Annotated in this window: 15 protein-coding genes and 3 pseudogenes; 15 read left to right on the top strand and 3 right to left on the bottom strand. The window is 70.5% G+C overall.

Annotation, left to right across the window (positions count from 1 at the left end; translation table 11 throughout):
- The first annotated feature begins 174 nt into the window (after positions 1 to 174).
- The 7 genes and pseudogenes from GEV28_RS14805 to GEV28_RS14775 all read left to right on the top strand — a co-directional run bounded on the left by GEV28_RS14805 (position 175) and on the right by GEV28_RS14775 (position 4,762).
- Positions 175 to 477, top strand: a complete 303-nt coding sequence (locus tag GEV28_RS14805; RefSeq protein WP_291412640.1) for an urease subunit gamma — start codon at positions 175 to 177, stop codon at positions 475 to 477.
- A gap of 9 nt (positions 478 to 486) precedes the next feature.
- Positions 487 to 792 (top strand): urease subunit beta, encoded by a 306-nt coding sequence (locus tag GEV28_RS14800; protein WP_291412639.1) that lies wholly within the window; start codon positions 487 to 489, stop codon positions 790 to 792.
- Positions 789 to 2,504 carry an urease subunit alpha gene (locus tag GEV28_RS14795; RefSeq protein ID WP_291412638.1) on the top strand — a complete coding sequence of 572 codons (1,716 nt, stop codon included), beginning with the start codon at positions 789 to 791 and terminating at the stop codon, positions 2,502 to 2,504. The genes GEV28_RS14800 and GEV28_RS14795 overlap by 4 nt, the downstream gene beginning before the upstream one ends.
- Complete coding sequence (locus GEV28_RS14790; protein WP_291412637.1) at positions 2,504 to 3,199, top strand: urease accessory protein UreF; 696 nt, start codon at positions 2,504 to 2,506, stop codon at positions 3,197 to 3,199. Before GEV28_RS14795 ends, GEV28_RS14790 begins: the two co-directional genes overlap by 1 nt.
- A pseudogene (gene ureG / locus GEV28_RS14785) lies at positions 3,165 to 3,725 on the top strand (urease accessory protein UreG); the annotation flags it as partial. The gene GEV28_RS14790 and the pseudogene ureG, both read left to right, overlap by 35 nt.
- Before the next feature lie 162 nt (positions 3,726 to 3,887).
- Positions 3,888 to 4,040, top strand: a pseudogene (locus GEV28_RS14780) (urease accessory protein UreG); the annotation flags it as partial.
- Positions 4,037 to 4,762, top strand: a complete 726-nt coding sequence (locus tag GEV28_RS14775; protein WP_291412636.1) for an urease accessory protein UreD — start codon at positions 4,037 to 4,039, stop codon at positions 4,760 to 4,762. The pseudogene GEV28_RS14780 and the gene GEV28_RS14775, both read left to right, overlap by 4 nt.
- Here GEV28_RS14775 and GEV28_RS14770 read toward each other — a convergent pair.
- Together GEV28_RS14770 and GEV28_RS14765 are read right to left on the bottom strand one after the other, a co-directional pair.
- Positions 4,734 to 5,300, bottom strand: a complete 567-nt coding sequence (locus GEV28_RS14770) for a Uma2 family endonuclease (RefSeq protein ID WP_291412635.1) — start codon at positions 5,298 to 5,300, stop codon at positions 4,734 to 4,736. The genes GEV28_RS14775 and GEV28_RS14770 overlap by 29 nt on opposite strands.
- Before the next feature lie 14 nt (positions 5,301 to 5,314).
- The gene (locus GEV28_RS14765; protein ID WP_291412634.1) at positions 5,315 to 6,349 is read right to left on the bottom strand and encodes a lipase family protein; all 1,035 of its coding nucleotides are present in this window, start codon (positions 6,347 to 6,349) and stop codon (positions 5,315 to 5,317) included.
- 325 nt (positions 6,350 to 6,674) lie between these two features.
- On the opposite strand from GEV28_RS14765, the gene GEV28_RS14760 reads away from it, so the two are divergent.
- The 6 genes and pseudogenes from GEV28_RS14760 to GEV28_RS14735 all read left to right on the top strand — a co-directional run bounded on the left by GEV28_RS14760 (position 6,675) and on the right by GEV28_RS14735 (position 13,078).
- On the top strand, positions 6,675 to 7,310 hold the full coding sequence (locus GEV28_RS14760; protein WP_291412633.1) for a TetR/AcrR family transcriptional regulator: 636 nt from the start codon (positions 6,675 to 6,677) through the stop codon (positions 7,308 to 7,310).
- Positions 7,311 to 7,488: 178 nt separating this feature from the next.
- Complete coding sequence (pdxH, locus tag GEV28_RS14755) at positions 7,489 to 8,163, top strand: pyridoxamine 5'-phosphate oxidase (RefSeq protein WP_291412632.1); 675 nt, start codon at positions 7,489 to 7,491, stop codon at positions 8,161 to 8,163.
- Between the two features lie 273 nt (positions 8,164 to 8,436).
- On the top strand, positions 8,437 to 9,696 hold the full coding sequence (locus GEV28_RS14750) for an MFS transporter (RefSeq protein WP_291412631.1): 1,260 nt from the start codon (positions 8,437 to 8,439) through the stop codon (positions 9,694 to 9,696).
- A 120-nt stretch (positions 9,697 to 9,816) separates the two neighbouring features.
- Positions 9,817 to 10,912 (top strand): annotated as a pseudogene (locus tag GEV28_RS14745) (APC family permease).
- A 28-nt stretch (positions 10,913 to 10,940) separates the two neighbouring features.
- Positions 10,941 to 11,855 carry an aldose 1-epimerase family protein gene (locus GEV28_RS14740; RefSeq protein ID WP_291412630.1) on the top strand — a complete coding sequence of 305 codons (915 nt, stop codon included), beginning with the start codon at positions 10,941 to 10,943 and terminating at the stop codon, positions 11,853 to 11,855.
- A gap of 11 nt (positions 11,856 to 11,866) precedes the next feature.
- Positions 11,867 to 13,078, top strand: a complete 1,212-nt coding sequence (locus GEV28_RS14735; RefSeq protein WP_291412629.1) for an amidohydrolase — start codon at positions 11,867 to 11,869, stop codon at positions 13,076 to 13,078.
- 77 nt (positions 13,079 to 13,155) lie between these two features.
- On the opposite strand, the gene GEV28_RS14730 is transcribed toward GEV28_RS14735, so the two are convergent.
- Positions 13,156 to 14,301 carry an acyl-CoA dehydrogenase family protein gene (locus tag GEV28_RS14730; protein ID WP_291412628.1) on the bottom strand — a complete coding sequence of 382 codons (1,146 nt, stop codon included), beginning with the start codon at positions 14,299 to 14,301 and terminating at the stop codon, positions 13,156 to 13,158.
- A 91-nt stretch (positions 14,302 to 14,392) separates the two neighbouring features.
- Here GEV28_RS14730 and GEV28_RS14725 point away from each other — a divergent pair, with 91 nt between their 5' ends.
- Positions 14,393 to 15,343, top strand: coding sequence for a carbohydrate kinase (locus tag GEV28_RS14725; protein ID WP_291412627.1), 951 nt, complete (start codon positions 14,393 to 14,395; stop codon positions 15,341 to 15,343).
- A gap of 92 nt (positions 15,344 to 15,435) precedes the next feature.
- Positions 15,436 to 16,797, top strand: coding sequence for a citrate synthase (locus GEV28_RS14720; protein ID WP_291412626.1), 1,362 nt, complete (start codon positions 15,436 to 15,438; stop codon positions 16,795 to 16,797).
- Positions 16,798 to 16,842 lie beyond the last annotated feature (45 nt).

The raw sequence follows: 16,842 nt of genomic DNA, 5'->3' as shown, positions 1-16,842 counted from the left end.
CCGGCACCGGGCTTCACCGCGCGGTTTCTGCAACTTTCCTCCTGTTCGAGGCGTTGTGGCAATTGTCACGGCCGGTGGTTTCGGTCACGATTCAGGAGAACGATTCAGAAAGCCGGTGTTACGCCTGCGTTTCCTGAATCGAAACGGGTGCGGTCCGGTGGTAGACCTCTTCCCATGCACCTGACTCCCCAGGAACGGGACAAGCTGCTGGTAGCCATGGCTGCCGAGGTCTCGCGGCGGCGACTTTCCCGCGGTGTCCGGCTGAACTACCCGGAGGCCGTCGCGCTGATCACCGACCACGTCGTCGAGGGCGCGCGGGACGGGCGTTCGGTCGGTGAGCTGATGTCGAGCGGCCGTTCAGTGCTGTCTCGCGAGCAGGTCCTGGACGGCATTCCGGAGATGATCGACTCGGTCCAGGTCGAGGCGACCTTTCCGGACGGCACCAAGCTCGTGACCGTCCACAGCCCGATCGCCTGAGGAGGCGCGGTGATTCCTGGAGAGGTCGTCCCGGCCGCCGAGCCGGTCGAGCTGAACCCCGGCAGGCCGCGGGTGCGGCTCGTCGTCCGCAACACCGCGGACCGGCCGGTGCAGGTCGGCTCGCACTACCACTTCGCCGCAGCCAACCCCGGGCTCGAGTTCGACCGGGACCAGGCGTGGGGGCACCGGCTGGACATCCCGGCGGGGACGTCGGTGCGGTTCGAGCCGGGGGTGGAGCGGGAGGTCACGCTGGTGCCGCTCGCCGGCCGTCGGATCGTGCCCGGGCTGCGGGCCGAGCTCGCGGGGGAGCTGTGAGTACCGTCGACAGGTCCCGGTACGTGTCGTTGCTGGGGCCGACCACCGGCGACCGGATCCGGTTGGCGGACACGGATCTGCTGGTCGAGGTCACCGAGGACCGGTCGCGCGGTCCCGGCGGCTCGGGCGACGAGGTCATCTTCGGCGGTGGCAAGGTGATCCGCGAGTCGATGGGCCAGTCGACCGCCACCCGCACGGACGGCGCGCCGGACCTCGTGATCACCGGCGTCGTCGTGCTCGACCACTGGGGCGTGGTGAAGGCGGACGTCGGGGTGCGGGACGGGCGGATCGTCGCCGTCGGCAAGGCCGGCAACCCCGACACGATGGACGGCGTCGACCCCGCGCTGGTGATCGGGCCGTCGACCGAGGTGATCGGCGGCAACGGGGAGATCCTCACCGCGGGCGGGATCGACTGCCATGTCCACTTCATCTGTCCACAGTTGACGGAGACGGCGCTCGCGTCCGGGCTGACCACGCTGGTCGGCGGCGGCACCGGGCCCGCCGAGGGGAGCAAGGCCACCACGGTCACGCCGGGCGCGTTCAACCTCGCCAGGATGTTGCAGGCGATGGACGGCCAGCCGGTGAACGTCCTGTTGCTGGGCAAGGGGAACACGGTCTCGGCCGAAGGGCTGCGCGAGCAGCTCGCGGCCGGCGCGGGCGGGTTCAAGCTGCACGAGGACTGGGGCACCACGCCGGCCGCGATCGACGCGTGCCTGCGGGTGGCCGACGAGTCGGGTGTGCAGGTGGCGATCCACACCGACACGCTGAACGAGGCCGGCTTCGTCGAGTCCACTGTGGATGCGATCGGCGGCCGGTCGATCAACGCCTACCACACCGAAGGTGCGGGCGGCGGGCACGCGCCGGACATCATCCGCGTGGTGGGCCTGCCGAACGTGCTGCCCTCCTCGACCAACCCGACCCGGCCGCACACGGTGAACACCATCGACGAGCACCTGGACATGTTGATGGTGTGCCACCACCTGAACCCGTCGGTGCCGGAGGACCTGGCGTTCGCGGAGAGCCGCATCCGGCCGACCACCATCGCGGCCGAGGACGTGCTGCACGACCTGGGCGCGATCTCGATGATCGGGTCGGACTCGCAGGCGATGGGCCGGATCGGCGAGGTGGTCATCAGGACCTGGCAGACCGCGCACGTGATGAAGCGCCGCCGCGGCACGCTGGCGGGTGACGGCGCGGCGGACAACCTGCGGGCCCGGCGGTACGTGGCGAAGTACACGATCAACCCGGCGATCGCGCACGGGCTCGCGCACGAGATCGGGTCGGTCGAGGTCGGCAAGCTCGCGGACCTGGTGCTGTGGGAGCCGAAGTTCTTCGGGGTGAAGCCGTCGCTGGTGCTCAAGGGCGGGTTCATCGCGTGGGCGGCGATGGGTGACGCGAACGCCTCGATCCCGACGCCGCAGCCCGTGCTGGCCCGGCCGATGTACGGCGCCGCGCCGCGGGTGGCGTCCGCGTCGAGCCTGCACTTCGTCGCGCCCGCCGCGCTCGGGCTGGCCGACCGGCTCGGCACGGCGACACCGATGGTGGCGGTCACCGACACCCGGCGGGTCACGAAGGCGGACATGATCGGCAACGACGCGCTGCCCGACGTGACGGTCGACCCGGACAGCTTCGCCGTGCACGTCGACGGCGAGCTGATCGAGCCGGCGCCGGTGGCGGAGCTGCCGATGGCGCAGCGCTACTTCCTGTTCTGATGGACGTCCTGGCGTTGCTGCTGGCCGACTCCCGGTTCCCCGGGGGCGGGCACGTGCACTCCGGCGGGCTGGAGGAGGCGGCCGCGCGCGGGCTGGTGCGTGCCGAGGACGACCTGCCGCCGTTCCTGCTCGGCCGGCTGCGCACGGCGGGCTCGCTGGCCGCGGCGTTCGCCGCGGCCGCCGCGCACTGCGCGCTGCGCGGCGCCAACCTATGGTCCACTTTGGACGTCGAGCTGGACGCGCGGACACCGTCCGCGGCGCAGCGCTCCGCGTCGCGGGCGCAGGGCCGGGCGACCGCGCGGGCCGCGAGTGTTATCCCCACTGTGGACAGTGGGTGTGGATCACCCTTGCGCTCCCTGCTGGCCGCGACGCCGCGGCCGCACCACGCGATCGTGCTGGGCGCGGTGGTCGGGGCGGGTGGCGGCGCGCCCGCGGACGCCTCGCTGGCCGCGGCATACCTGTCGGTGAGCGGGCCGGCGAGCGCGGCCGTGCGGCTGCTGGGGCTGGATCCGTTGCGGGTCAACGGGATCGTCGCCGAGCTGGCCCCCGTGCTGCGCTCGGTCGCGGCGTCGGCCGCGGCGTCGGCGGGGCTCGATCCGGCGCTGCTGCCCGCGCCCGGCGCGCCGGGGTTGGACCTGCTGGCCGAGGAACACGACCGGCATCACCGAGAAGAGGTGCGTCTCTTTGCGAGCTGATCACGAGCACACCCACCCCGTGAGCTTCGACCCGACGGTCGCCGAGCCGGACCCGCACCGGGCGCCGCCCTCCGGCGGTCGCCCGCTGCGGATCGGCGTCGGCGGTCCGGTCGGCAGCGGCAAGACCGCGCTGGTGGCGGCGCTCTGCCGGGCGCTGACCGACGTCGAGGTCGCGGTGGTGACCAACGACATCTACACGACCGAGGACGCGGACTTCCTGCGCCGGGCGGGCGTGCTGGACCCGTCGCGGATCGAGGCGGTACAGACCGGATGCTGCCCGCACACGGCGATCCGGGACGACATCACCGCGAACCTGGACGCGGTGGATGTGCTGACGGACCGGTTTCCGGGGCTGCGCCTGGTGATCATCGAGAGCGGCGGCGACAACCTGACCGCGGTGTTCTCCCGCGGCCTGGTCGACCGCCAGATCTTCGTGGTCGACGTGGCGGGTGGTGACAAGGTTCCGCGCAAGGGCGGCCCGGGCGTGACGACCGCCGACCTGCTGGTGATCAACAAGACCGACCTAGTGTCGTGAGTTCGAGGTTGTTTGATGTTTGCCGGGGATCCAGATCGTTCCTGGCGAGGCGGAGGGAATCCCTCATACCGGGTCGTATTCGGGTTTCCCCGACAACGCGGCCAGGGGCGATCTGGGCCCCGGCAAACGCAAACGTTCCTCGGACTCACGACACTAGCGCCGCTGGTGGGCGCCGACCTGACCGTGATGTCCGGCGACGCCGAGCGCATCCGCGGCGGCCTGCCGGTGGTGCTGCAGTCCCTTGTGGACACCCCGGACGCACCGGCCGTAGCGAGCTGGGTGCGCGAGCAGCTGGTCCTGGTGTGAAGGCTTCGGCCCGCCTGGAGGTCGAGTGCCGCGCCGGGCGCAACGTGGTCCGGGTGCTCCGCTCGGCGTCCCCGCTGACCCTGATCCCGGTCCGCGGTGCCGGTGGCTCGGCGGTGGTCCACCTGCTCAACTCCGCCGCGGCCCCGCTGGGCGGCGACGAGCTGACCCTGACCGTCCACGTAGGACGGTCAGCGTCGTTGGTTCTGACCGGGGTCGCCGCGACCCTGGCCCTGCCGGGACCGCACGGCGCGCCCAGCCGTGCGGTGGTCCACCTGCACGTGGCCGAGGGCGCAAGCCTCCACTACCGCCCCGAGCCGACCGTGGTCACGGCCCGGGCGAACCACATCGCGTCGCTGACCGCGACCCTGGCCGCGGATGCCCGCCTGCACACCCGGGAGGTCCTGGTCCTCGGTCGCACCGGCGAACGCCCGGGCATCCTCACCACGTCGACGACCGTCACCCGCGCGGGCCGCCCGGTCCTGCGCCAGCACCTGACGATCGGCGACCCGGACCTCCAGGCGAGCGTGGCCTACCTGGCCGGGAAACGCGTCCTGGCGACCGAACTACGCCTCGACGGCACCCGCCCCGACCCCGCCAGCGGCGAATGGTGGTCGAGAACCCCGCTGGCCGCGGGCGGCACGCTGAGCACCGCCCTCGCCGACGACGCGGTGACGGCGCTACGCCACCTGGACCTCAGTACCGCGGCTCGGTCAACCGGCTGACATCGACCGTGACGGTCGCCGGCTCGGCAAGCGTCACCTTGCTGGTGGCCTTGGCCGCGACCTCGTAGCAGCCATCGACCAGAGTGTGCGCAACCAGCGTCGCCGGCTCCTTCAGATCGACGATCCAGTAATGCGGTATGCCGGCTTGGGCGTACTGCACGAGCTTGGTCACTCGATCGGTCGTGACGCTGCCCGGGGAGATGATCTCGATGGCGAGCAGCACGTCGCCGGCGTCGAACCGAGGCGGGTTCTGCCGATACCGACTGGCGCTCGTCACCAGCACATCAGGAGCTCGGACGGTCGCCGGGAAGCCAGGATTGACCACTACCTCGCTGTCCTGGGTGGCAACGAGGGTGCTGGGCAGCTGTCGGTTGATGGCGACCATCAGATTGCCCATCGCGGTGTTGTGGTGCGGGGCGGCCCGGGGGGACACGACCAGAACTCCTTCGACCAGTTCGACATGCCGAGAGGTGTCCTCTGGTAACGCGTCCCACTCCTCCAGCGTGAGGAGGTGATCGGGCCACGACGCGACGGTCATGCGATCAGCCTAGCTCAGCAGTTGCTGGTCACGGGCCTGCCGGCGAAGCGGTCACCCAACCAGGTCATCGCCGCGGGGCCGCCCACGCTCACGCCGAGGATGTGCTCCGCCAGCGGGATCTCCTGCCACCGCACCGACGCGCCAAGGTCGCACCACTGCGTGCGCAGCCGGCGGCCGACGGCCAGCGGAATCAGCTCGTCCGCCGTGCCGTGGTAGAGGTACACCGGCGCCGCCGGGGCGCGGGTGCCGGCGCGGTTCTCGGTCAGCCGAGCCTGCCAGCGCGGGTCGGCCAGCGGGTCGGGCACCGTGACGAAGTCGTTGAGGTGGCGGAAAGGCGCGATCGTCGCCAGCTCCACGGTGCATGCCTGCGCCACGCGCGGCACGGTCGCCCGGCCGGTGTCGTTGAGGATCTGCTCGAACGGCACGTCCGGGTAGGCCGCCGCATAGCCCACGGCCGCGCCCAGCACGAGGGAGAAGCCGACGTTGCCGTCGTTGAACCGGGCCACCGCCGCGAGATCCGCCGGCACGCCGCCGGTCGCGATGCCGACCAGGTTCAGCTCCGGTGCGTACGTCGGCGCCAGCTCACCGGCGAACGTCGTCGCCTGACCGCCCTGCGAGTAGCCGAACACGCCGACCGGGCCCGACGCGGACAGTCCAGAGCCCGGCACTCGGGCCGCCGCGCGGGCCGCGTCCAGCACCGCGTGGCCCTCGGACCGGCCGACCGCGTACGTGTGCCGGCTGGGCGTGCCGAGGCCCTCGTAGTCGGTGAGCACGACCGCCCAGCCCCGCAGCAGCGCCTGGCTGATCAGGAGGATCTCGTTCTCGGTGCCGGTGCGCAGCTTGTAGGAAGGCGCGCACGAGTCGCCGAGGCCGTGCGTGCCGACCGCGTAGCTCACGAGCGGCCGCGCACCGCCGCGCTGCCACGGCGCCTTCGGCACCAGCAACGTTCCGGATACCGCATCGGCGGTACCCGTCGCGGAAGTTGAGCGGTAAAGAATCTGCCAGGCGTTCACCGGCATCGGGAACACACCGAGTGGTTCCGCGTACACGTTTACCGTGCGCTGCCGAATGACATCCCCGGGGACCCCTGCCGGAAGTGGTTGCGGCGGGGTGTAAAACGGATCGCCTGAAGGTGCGGGAACTCCCACCGGGACGGCGGTTGCCTGACCTGGCACGGCGAACAACACAGTGAGCACCGCCAGCAAACTCCAGAGCACCTGACCGAGTGACCGTGGGAAGATTCGCGTCATCGACGACCTCGCGTGGTTGCCATCACAGTGGTAATCGGTATTTTCAGAAGCTAGACCAACTGGCCGGTGCTGTCCAGTTGGGAAATTCCCGGCATCATTACAGCTGAGGGAGTAGGTAGGTCCGATGGGGCAGGGCTCGCACAGCCGCATGTACCGGGGCGTCGACACCGAGCAGCGGCGCGCCGAGCGGCGGGAGCGGCTGCTCGAGGCCGCACTGGACGAGTTCACCTCGCGTGGCTATCACAAGACCAAGATCGCGGACCTGTGTGCCAGGGCCGGGGTGTCGACCCGGAACTTCTACGAGAAGTTCGCCAGCAAGGAGGCGCTGCTCCTCGAGCTGCACGCGCACATCAACACCGAGGCGATGAAGCGCATGCTGCCGGTGCTCGACTCGCTCGCCGACGCCGAGCCGCTCACCCGGATCACCACGCTGCTGGACGCCTTCGTCGCCGCTGTCACATCGGACCCGCGCTACCCGCGGCTGAACTACGTCGAGGCGCCGGGCATCAGCCAGGCGATGGAGCTCCAGCACCGGGACTGGTTCACCCGGTACACCGACTTCATCGAGGCGGAGTGCAACCGCGTCGCCGAGGCCGGGCTCGCCCCCAAGCGCGACTACCACCTGACGGCCATCGCCCTGGTCGGTGCGATGACCGGGATTCTCCGCGAGTGGCAGGCGCACCAGCCGCCGCTGCCGGTGGAGGCCGTCGCCACCGAGATCCGGGCCGTGTTCCTCGCCTCCATCACCCGTCCGGCCTAGCCGCCGGCCGTATCACGGTCCGGGATCGATTCGGGTGGGGGCCATCACCCGCCGTGCGGTTTCCGTGCGGGCGAATTACCCGTACCTTCGACGGATGAGGGCTTTCCGGCGATCGGCGGCAGGCCCTCCCTCGATATGCGGAGTGTGAGGCAACCCCTTCACGGCTAGGAGCTCAGGTATGGCGGACGCCGAGATCGCGACCAGCAGCATCGCCGTGCAGCTGCCGAAGATGCGGGTCTCCTACGAGGAGGGCACGCTGAGTGAGGGCGAGCTCGCCGAGACCTGGCACGAGCAGCTGCAAGCCTGGCTCGACGACGCCATCCGGGCATCCGCGCCCGAGCCCAACGCGATGGTCCTGGCCACCGCCAACGCCGACGGCCTGCCCGCGTCCCGCACCGTGCTCGCGAAGGGCCTGGACGAGCGCGGCGTCGTGTTCTTCACGAACTACACCTCCGCCAAGAGCCACGACCTGATGGCCACGCGGTACGCGTCGGCCACGTTCCCCTGGTACACGCTGCACCGCCAGGCGACGGTCCGCGGCACGGTCGAGAAGGTGAGCTTCGCCGAGACCGCCACGTACTGGGCCAGCCGCCCACGCGGCTCCCAGCTCGGCGCCTGGGCCTCGCCACAGTCCATTGTGGTCAGTGGGCGGACCGCGCTGGAGAACGCGCTCGCGAACGTGCAACGCCGCTTCGCCGACGCCGACGAGGTGCCGGTACCCCCGCACTGGGGCGGCTGGCGCATCCGCCCGGAGGTGGTCGAGTTCTGGCAGGGCCGCCGCGACCGCATGCACGACCGCCTGCAGTTCAACCTGAAGCGCGACGGCTGGAAGGTCGAGCGCCTCGGCCCGTAGCCGACCACACGGAGCTTCCGCGGCCCCGGGCGCCGAGAAGTCGCGAGTCCACCACCCGCGACCCGCGAGTCCACCACCCGCGACCCGAGAGTCCACCACCCGCGACCCGAGAGTCCAACACCCGCGACCCGAGCGCCGCATCCGAACGTTGGACTCGCGGGTCCTGAGCGTTGGACTCGCGGGATTCGTTGACGTTGTCGGGGGCGGGTTCTGGGCGGTGGCGGTGAGGGCTGTCACGGGCAACCCGGTCGTTAGCTGACCTAAGCTCTCTGCGTGGGGGTAACCGCAGGTCGCCGGGTTCGGCGGATCGCCATCGACACGCGGCCGCTCGCCGTTCCCGCCTTTCGGCGGCTCTGGGTCACCACCGCCATCACGGCCGTCGGCAGCCAGCTCACCACCGTCGCCGTGCCCAAGCAGGTCTTCGACATCACCGGGTCGTCCGGGTTCGTCGGCCTCACCGGGGCGTTCGGGCTCGTCCCGCTGCTGATCTTCGGCCTGTGGGGCGGTGCCATCGCCGACGCGGTCGACCGGCGGACCGTGATCCTCGTCAGCAACGTCGCCGTCGCGGCCACCTCGGTCCTCTTCTGGCTCCAGGCCGTCGCCGGCATCGACAACGTCTGGCTCATCCTCAGCCTCCTCGCGGTCCAGCAGGCGTTCGTCGCGATCAACATCCCGACGCGCACCGCCGCGGTCGCCCGCATCGTGCCGCTCGGGCTCCTCCCGTCGGCCACCGCGCTGACCGCCACCGTCTCCTCGTTCGGCATGGTCTTCGGCCCGCTGCTCGCCGGCGCCGTCATGCCGCTCGTCGGTCTGCCGGTCCTCTACCTCGTCGACTCGGTCGCCCTCGTCGTCGCGACCCTGATGATGATCAAGTTTCCCTCGATCAAACCCCTGGGCGACGTCAAGCGAGGCGCGGGACTGAAGGACATCGTCGCCGGGTTCCGCTACCTCGCCGCCAAGAACGTCCTGCTCGCCTCGTTCCTGCTCGACATCATCGCGATGGTCGCCGGCATGCCCCGCGCGCTGTTCCCGGAGATGGCCGAACGCACCTTCGGCGACCCGCCCGGCGGCGGCCTCGCCCTCGGCTGGCTCTACGCCGCCATCCCGATCGGCGCGCTCCTGTGCGGCCTCGCCTCCGGCTGGATCGGCAACATCCGGCGGCACGGCGTCGGTGTCACCGTCGCGATCTGCGCGTGGGGTGCCGCCGTGATCGGCTTCGGCCTCGCGAACTCGCTGTGGCTCGCGGTCATGTTCCTGGTGATCGCCGGCGCCGCGGACATGGTCAGCATGGTGTACCGCAGCGCGATCCTGCAGACCGACGCCACCGACGAGATGCGCGGCCGCATGCAGGGCGTGTTCACGGTCGTCGTCGCCGGCGGGCCGCGGGTCGCCGACCTCGTGCACGGGTGGACCGCCGCCGGTGTCGGCACCGCCTCGGCCGCCACCGGCGGGGGAGTGCTGGTGATCGTCCTGGCTGTCGTCGCCGTCGGGTGTCTGCCGGCGTTCTGGCGCTACGTCGCACCAACCAGGTAGTTGGTGGGTAAGTAACAATCCGGATCTGGTCATCGGGCGCAAGATCGGGCATGCCCAAGGGCCATGGTGACCGAGAACACAGCGTTCGCGGAAGGAAAACAGCCGGCGCTGAACCGCGTCATGGGGGTTCCAAGCTGCTGTTCTTCTTCGTGATCGGCGACATCCTGGGTACCGGGATCTACACGCTGACCGGAAACGTCGCCGGCAAAGTTGGCGGCGCGCTCTGGCTCCCGTTCCTGGCGGCGTTCGTGGTCGCGTTCCTCACCGCGTTCAGCTATTTGGAGCTCGTCGGCAAGTACCCGCGGGCGGCGGGCGCCGCGCTCTATACCAACCGCGCCTTCAACATTCAGTTCCTCACGTTCCTGGTCGCCTGCACGGTGATGTGCTCCGGCGTCACCTCGGCGTCGACCGCTGCGCACCAGAACGCCTGGGCGGCGGTCACCGCGGCCACGTCGCTCGCGTTCTTCGCGATGGTCGGCTTCGAGGACTCGGTCAACATGGCCGAGGAGACCCGCGATCCCGAGCGGATCTTCCCGAGGTGCTGCTCACCGGCCCCGCCACGGCCGCGCTGATCTATATCCTCGTCGCGGTCACCTCCTCGCTGCTCCTGTCCTCCGAGGACCTCGAGGCCGCCGGCACCAGCTCGCCGCTGAAGGTCATCGAGGTCGGCGCGCCCGGGTTCCCGCTGCGCGTGTTCGCCATCATCGGACTCCTCGCGGTCATCAACTCGGCCCTCATCAACATGCTGATGGCGAGCCGGCTCCTGTACGGCATGGCCACCGAAGGCGTGCTGCCGCGCGGGTTCGCGACCGTGCACCCGTTCCGCCGCACGCCGTGGGTGTCGATCGGCGTCACCACCGGCATCGCGACGCTGCTCGTGCTGTTCGTCGGCAGCTCGGCGGTGGCAAAGCTCGGCAGCACGACGGGTCTGTTGCTGCTGCTGGTGTTCACCGTGGTCAACATCGCGGTTCTGGTGCTGCGCAGGGAAAAGACCGAGCACCGGCCCTTCCGCGCGCCGACCTGGGCGCCGGTGGCGGGCGCGGTTCTCTGCCTGTACCTCACGATTCCCGGACTGTCCGGTCGGGACGCCGCCCAGTACTACATCGCCGGCATCCTGATCGCCGCCGGCATCGTCCTGTACTTCGTCAACCGGGCCTGGCTGAGGTCCCGCGGCGAGGTGGTCGAGGACTTCGACCCGCAGGCGTTGAAGGACTGACCAGGACACCGCAATAAGGTCTGTTCGTATGAGCGGACCTACGGGAGAACAGCTGGAGATCAGGGACGGCGACGCGCGGGCCGTCGTCACGATGGTCGGCGCGTCGCTGCGGGCGTTCGAGGTGGCCGGCGTGCCGTACGTGGAGACCTACGGCGCGGAGGACCAACCACCGATGGGCGCGGGCGCGGTGCTGGTGCCGTGGCCCAACCGGGTCGGTGGCGCTACCTGGTCACACGCGGGCGTGCGCCAGCAGCTCGAGGTCACCGAACCGGTCCGGAGCAACGCGATCCACGGCCTCGTGCGGCACGAGCCGTGGACGGTGGCCGAGCGCGGCGACTCCGCCGTCACGCTGGCCGTCGAGATCGCCGAGGCGCAGGGCTGGCCGTTCCCGTTCCGGACGACGATCGGCTACGCACTCGACAACGGCGGCCTGACCGTCACCCACACGGTGCGCAACACCGGCGGCGAGGAGATGCCGTTGGGCGTCGGCACGCACCCGTACCCGCGGCCGGGCACCGTGGACGTCGACGACTGCGTGCTGACGCTCGCCGCGGGCACGGTGCTGCCGGTCGACCAGGAGACGATGGTGCCCAGCGGCAAGCCGCAGTCGCTGGAGGGCACCGACCTGGACTTTCGGGGCGGTCGCGCGCTGCGCGGGGTCGAGCTGGACACGGCGTTCGGCGGCTGTGTGCCCGGCGAGGACGGCCTGGTGCGGCACTCGGTCACCCACCCGGGCGGCGGCGTCGAGGTGTGGGCGGAACCGGTTTTCGGCTGGGTGCAGGTGTTCACGCCGGCCGAGTTCCCCGGCAAGGGCGCCCGCGCGGTGGCCATCGAGCCGATGACCTGCCCGCCGGACGCACTGAACTCCGGGACCGACCTGATCACCGTCGCGCCGGGCGACACGTGGACCGGGCGGTGGGGGATCCGGCCGCTGCACGGGTAGGTTGCACGGCTGTGAGTACCGCAGTCACGGGTGGATATGTCGTTCCGGTCGACGGTGAGCCCATCGAGGGTGGCACCGTGCTGGTGGACAACGGGTTGATCGTCGCGGTCGGCGCCGAGGCCGATGTGGACATTCCGGACGACGCCGAGATCGTCGACGCGTCCGGGACCTGGGTGCTGCCCGGGTTCGTCGAGGCACACGGTCACGCGGGCGTGTTCGAGGAGGGCGACGGCTGGGCCGGCGTCGACGTCAACGAGACGACCGACCCGAACGGCGCCCGGCTGCGGGCGCTGGACGCGATCAACCCGGACGACGAGGGCTTCCGCGACGCGCTGGCCGGCGGGGTGACGACGGTGGTCGTCAAGCCGGGGTCGGGCAACCCGATCGGCGGGCGGACCGTGGCGGTGAAGTCGTGGGGCCGCACGGCCGACGACATGCTGCTGCGCGAGCCGGTGAGCGTGAAGAGCGCGCTCGGGGAGAACCCGAAGCGGGTGTACGGCGAGCAGAAGAAGCTGCCGTCGACCCGGCTCGGCGTGGCGGCGGTGATCCGGGACGCGTTCACGAAGGCGCAGGACTACCGCGAGGCGCGGGAGTGGGCGATCCGCGAGGGCAAGCCGTTCGACCGGGACAACACGATGGAGATCCTGGTGCGGGTGCTCGACGGCGAGGTGCCGTGGTGCCAGCACAGCCACCGCGCGGACGACATCGCGACGGCGATCAGGCTGGCCGAGGAGTTCGGTTACAAGCTGATCGTCAACCACGGCACCGAGGGGCACCTGCTGGCAGACACGTTGGCGGCCAAGGAGATCCCGGTGATCATCGGCCCGCTCATCGTCGGTCGGTCCAAGGTGGAGGTTCGGCGCCGGTCGATGCGCAACCCGGGCATCCTGGCGCGGGCCGGCGTGCAGATCGCGCTGACGACGGATCACCCGGTCGTCCCGATCGACTATCTGGTGCACCAGGCGACCTTCGCCGTGAAGGAGGGCCTGGACTCGGAGACGGCGCTGCGGTCGATCACGGTGAACCCGGCGCGGATGTTGGGCCTCGACGACCGGGTGGGTGCGCTGAAGGCGGGGCTGGACGCGGACCTGGTGCTGTGGTCGGGCGACCCGCTGGACGTGATGAGCCGCGCGGTGCGGGTGTTCGTCGGCGGGCGCGAGGTGTACCACTTCGACGAGGCCACCGGTCTGGGCGTCACCGTCAACCCGTTCTACCAGGAGTAACCCGCGAGTCCCCCACCCGGACCCCACGAGTCCCCGGCTCGGAACGGGGGACTCGCGGGTCGGGGACTCGCGGGTCGTCAGGTCTTGCGGAGGTCCCTCGCGATGAGCATGCGCTGGATCTGGTTCGTGCCCTCGAAGATCTGGGCCACCTTCGCCTCCCGCATGTAGCGCTCCACGGGGAAGTCGCGCGTGTAGCCGGCCCCGCCCAGAACCTGGACCGCGTCGGTGGTCACCTTCATCGCCGCGTCGGTGGCGACCAGCTTCGCTATCGAGGCCTGCCGGGTGAAGGTCAGGCCCCGGTCGCGGCGGCGGGCGGCCTCCAGGTACGTCGCCCTGGCGGACTCGACGGCCGCGGCCATGTCGGCCAGCAGGAACTCCATCCCCTGGAACTCGATGATCGGGCGGCCGAACTGGGACCGGCCCCTGGCGTAGGCCAGTGCCTCGTCCAGCGCGGCCTGCGCCAGGCCCACCGAGCACGCCGCGATGCCCAGCCGGCCGGACGAGAGGGCGGTGAGGGCGATCTTGAGACCCTCACCCTCGGCGCCCAGGAGCCGGTCCGCGGGCACGGCGGCGGCGGCGAAGATCATCTGGGTCGTCGGTGAGCCCGTCAGGCCCATCTTGTGCTCCGGCGGGGCCGCGGAGAGCCCGGGCGTCGCGGCGTCGACCAGCAGGCAGCTGATGCCACGCCCGCGGTCGGGCGACGTGCGGACCATCGTCGTGTAGAAGTCGGCCTCGTCGCCGTGGGTGATCCACGCCTTCGTGCCGTTCACGACGTAGGAGGAGCCGGTCAGCACCGCGCGGGTCGACAAGGCCGCCGCGTCGGAGCCGGCCTGCGTCTCCGACAGCGCGTACGCGCCCAGCAGCTCGCCGCCCAGCATGTCCCCGAGCCACCGCGCCCGCTGCTCGTCGCTGCCGTACTCGGCCAGCGCGAAGCACGACATGACGTGCACCGACAGGCCGACGCCCATCGACATCCAGGCGGTCGCGACCTCCTCGAGGACCTGCAGGTACACCTCGTACGGCAGCCCGCCGCCGCCCCACTGCTCCGGGTATGGCAGCCCGAGCAGCCCGGACCGCCCGAGCAGCCGGAACTGCTCGCGCGGGAACCGCTCCTCCTCCTCGTAGCGAGCGGCCAGCGGCGCCAGCTCGTCCCTGGCGATCTCCCTGGTCAGCTTGATGAGGTCCGCTGCCTCCCGGTTGGGCAACAGACGCTCGGCGGGCATGGCCATTCCTCCGCGGGTCAGTTGTCGGACGCCCGATTAGTATGACTCCCTACTATCGGGTAACCATCCAATCCGAGTCGTGAGGTGGCGCATGCTCTGTGTCGGCGGCGAGGCCCTCGTCGATCTGGTGCCGGCACCGGCCACCGGGCCGGGTGAGCTCGGCCCGCTGCTGCCGCTGCCCGGCGGTGGTCCGTACAACGTCGCCATCGCGCTGGGCCGGCTCGGCGTGCCCGTCCGGTTCCTGTCCCGGCTGTCCACCGACCCGTTCGGCGACGCACTGCTGGACAGGCTCCAGCTGTCCGGTGTGGACACTTCGCTCGTGCGGCGCGGTGACGAGCCGACCACGCTCGCGGTGGCCGGCATCGGACCCGACGGCTCGGCGCGCTACTCGTTCCATGTGGAGGGAACGGCCGACCGGCTCGTGGCCGATCCCGGCGAGCTGCCCGACGACGTCACGACGCTCTCCCTCGGCACCCTCTCGCTCGTCCTCGAACCCGGCGCCACGACCTACGAAACGTTGCTGCGCCGCCATTCCGCGCGCGGCGGGCTCACCGTGGTCGACCCCAACATCCGCGCGCGGATGATCGACGACCCCGCCGCGTACCGGGCGAGGTTCGCCGGCTGGCTGCCGGACATCGGCGTGCTCAAACTGTCCGTTGAGGACGCCGCGTGGCTGACGGGTGGGCGCGGCAACCACGACCCGATGGCAGCGGTGCGGGAATGGCTCACCAAAGGCCCGGTCGCGGCGGTTGTCACCCGCGGTGCGGACGGGCTCGTCGCGCTCACCTCGGACGGCATCGAGGTCGAGGTGCCCACCGTGCCGGCCGCGGTCGTCGACACCATCGGAGCGGGCGACACCGTGCACGGAGCGTTGCTGGCATGGCTGCACCGGGCCGGAATCACCACCGCGGCCGCGGTACGTGACATTGATCTCGTCGGCTGGCGCGAGGCGCTGGAATTCGCCGCGCACGCGGCATCGGTGACGGTGTCCCGGGCCGGCGCCGAGCCGCCCTACGCGGCTGAACTGCGAGTTCATCCATAAAAGTGCGGGGGCCCACACCATGTGGACTGTCCGGGCGGCGCGGATCGCACTAGCGTTAAGAACAAAAGACAAGTTTGTTGAGAGGGACACGCATGCCTGACGCGAGGACCGTTCCTGCCGGGGCCGGCAACAACAGTGCCGTACCCGAGGCGGGGGCCGACAACGGCGCGCCGGAATCCGTCGCGCTGCGCTACCCGGGCGGCGAGCACGAGATGTCGGTCACGCACGCCACCGAGGGCTCGCACGGAATCAACGTCAGCAAGCTGCTGTCGACCACCGAGCTCGTGACGCTCGACCCCGGGTTCGTGAACACGGCGGCGTGCTCGTCGGAGATCTGCTTCATCGACGGCGACGCCGGCATCCTGCGCTACCGCGGTTACCCCATCGAGCAGCTCGCCCAGCGGGCGACCTTCATCGAGGTCAGCTACCTGCTCATCTACGGCGAGCTGCCCAACCAGGCGCAGCTCGACGAGTTCACCTCGAAGATCAGCCGGCACACCTTGCTGCACGAGGATCTCAAGCGGTTCTTCGACGGCTTCCCGCGCGACGCGCACCCCATGCCGGTGCTGTCCTCCGCGGTGTCCGCACTGTCCACCTTCTACCAGGACAGCCTGCGGCCGTTCTCGCAGGAGCAGGTGGAGATCTCGACCATCCGGCTGCTGGCCAAGCTGCCGACGATCGCGGCCTACGCGTACAAGAAGTCGGTCGGCCAGCCGTTCCTCTACCCGGACAACTCGCTCGGCCTGGTGGAGAACTTCCTGCGGATGACGTTCGGCTTCCCGGCCGAGCCCTACGAGGTCGACCCGGACCTGGTTCGGGCGCTGGACCTCCTGTTCGTGCTGCACGCCGACCACGAGCAGAACTGCTCGACGTCCACAGTGCGGCTCGTCGGCTCGTCCGAGGCCAACCTGTTCGCCAGCATCTCCGCCGGCATCAACGCGTTGTTCGGCCCGCTGCACGGCGGCGCCAACAGCGCGGTTCTCGAGATGCTCGAGGGCATCCGCGACGGCGGCGGCAACGTGGACGACTTCGTGAAGCGGGTGAAGAACAAGGAGCAGGGCGTCAAGCTGATGGGCTTCGGCCACCGGGTCTACAAGAACTACGACCCGCGCGCCGCGATCATCAAGAAGACCGCCGACGACATCCTGGCCCGCCTCGGCGGCGACGACAGCCTGCTGGAGATCGCCAAGCAGCTCGAGGCGCACGCGCTCGGCGACGAGTACTTCGTCGAACGCAAGCTCTACCCGAACGTGGACTTCTACACGGGGTTGATCTACCGCGCGATGGGCTTCCCGACCAAGTTCTTCACCGTGCTGTTCGCGCTGGGCCGGCTGCCGGGCTGGATCGCGCACTGGCGCGAGATGATGAACGACCCGGCCACCAAGATCGGCCGCCCGCGCCAGGTCTACATCGGCAAGACGGAGCGCGCCTACGTCCCGATCACCGGCCGCTGACCCACACATGTGAACGACGCCCGCCCGAACGTCCGGCGGGCGTCG

It is taken from the genome of Actinophytocola sp., assembly GCF_009379765.1.
Lineage (GTDB): Bacteria > Actinomycetota > Actinomycetes > Mycobacteriales > Pseudonocardiaceae > Actinophytocola.
The sequence above is the reverse complement of the archived record's forward strand: the minus strand, read 5'-3'. Positions and strand labels throughout refer to the sequence as shown.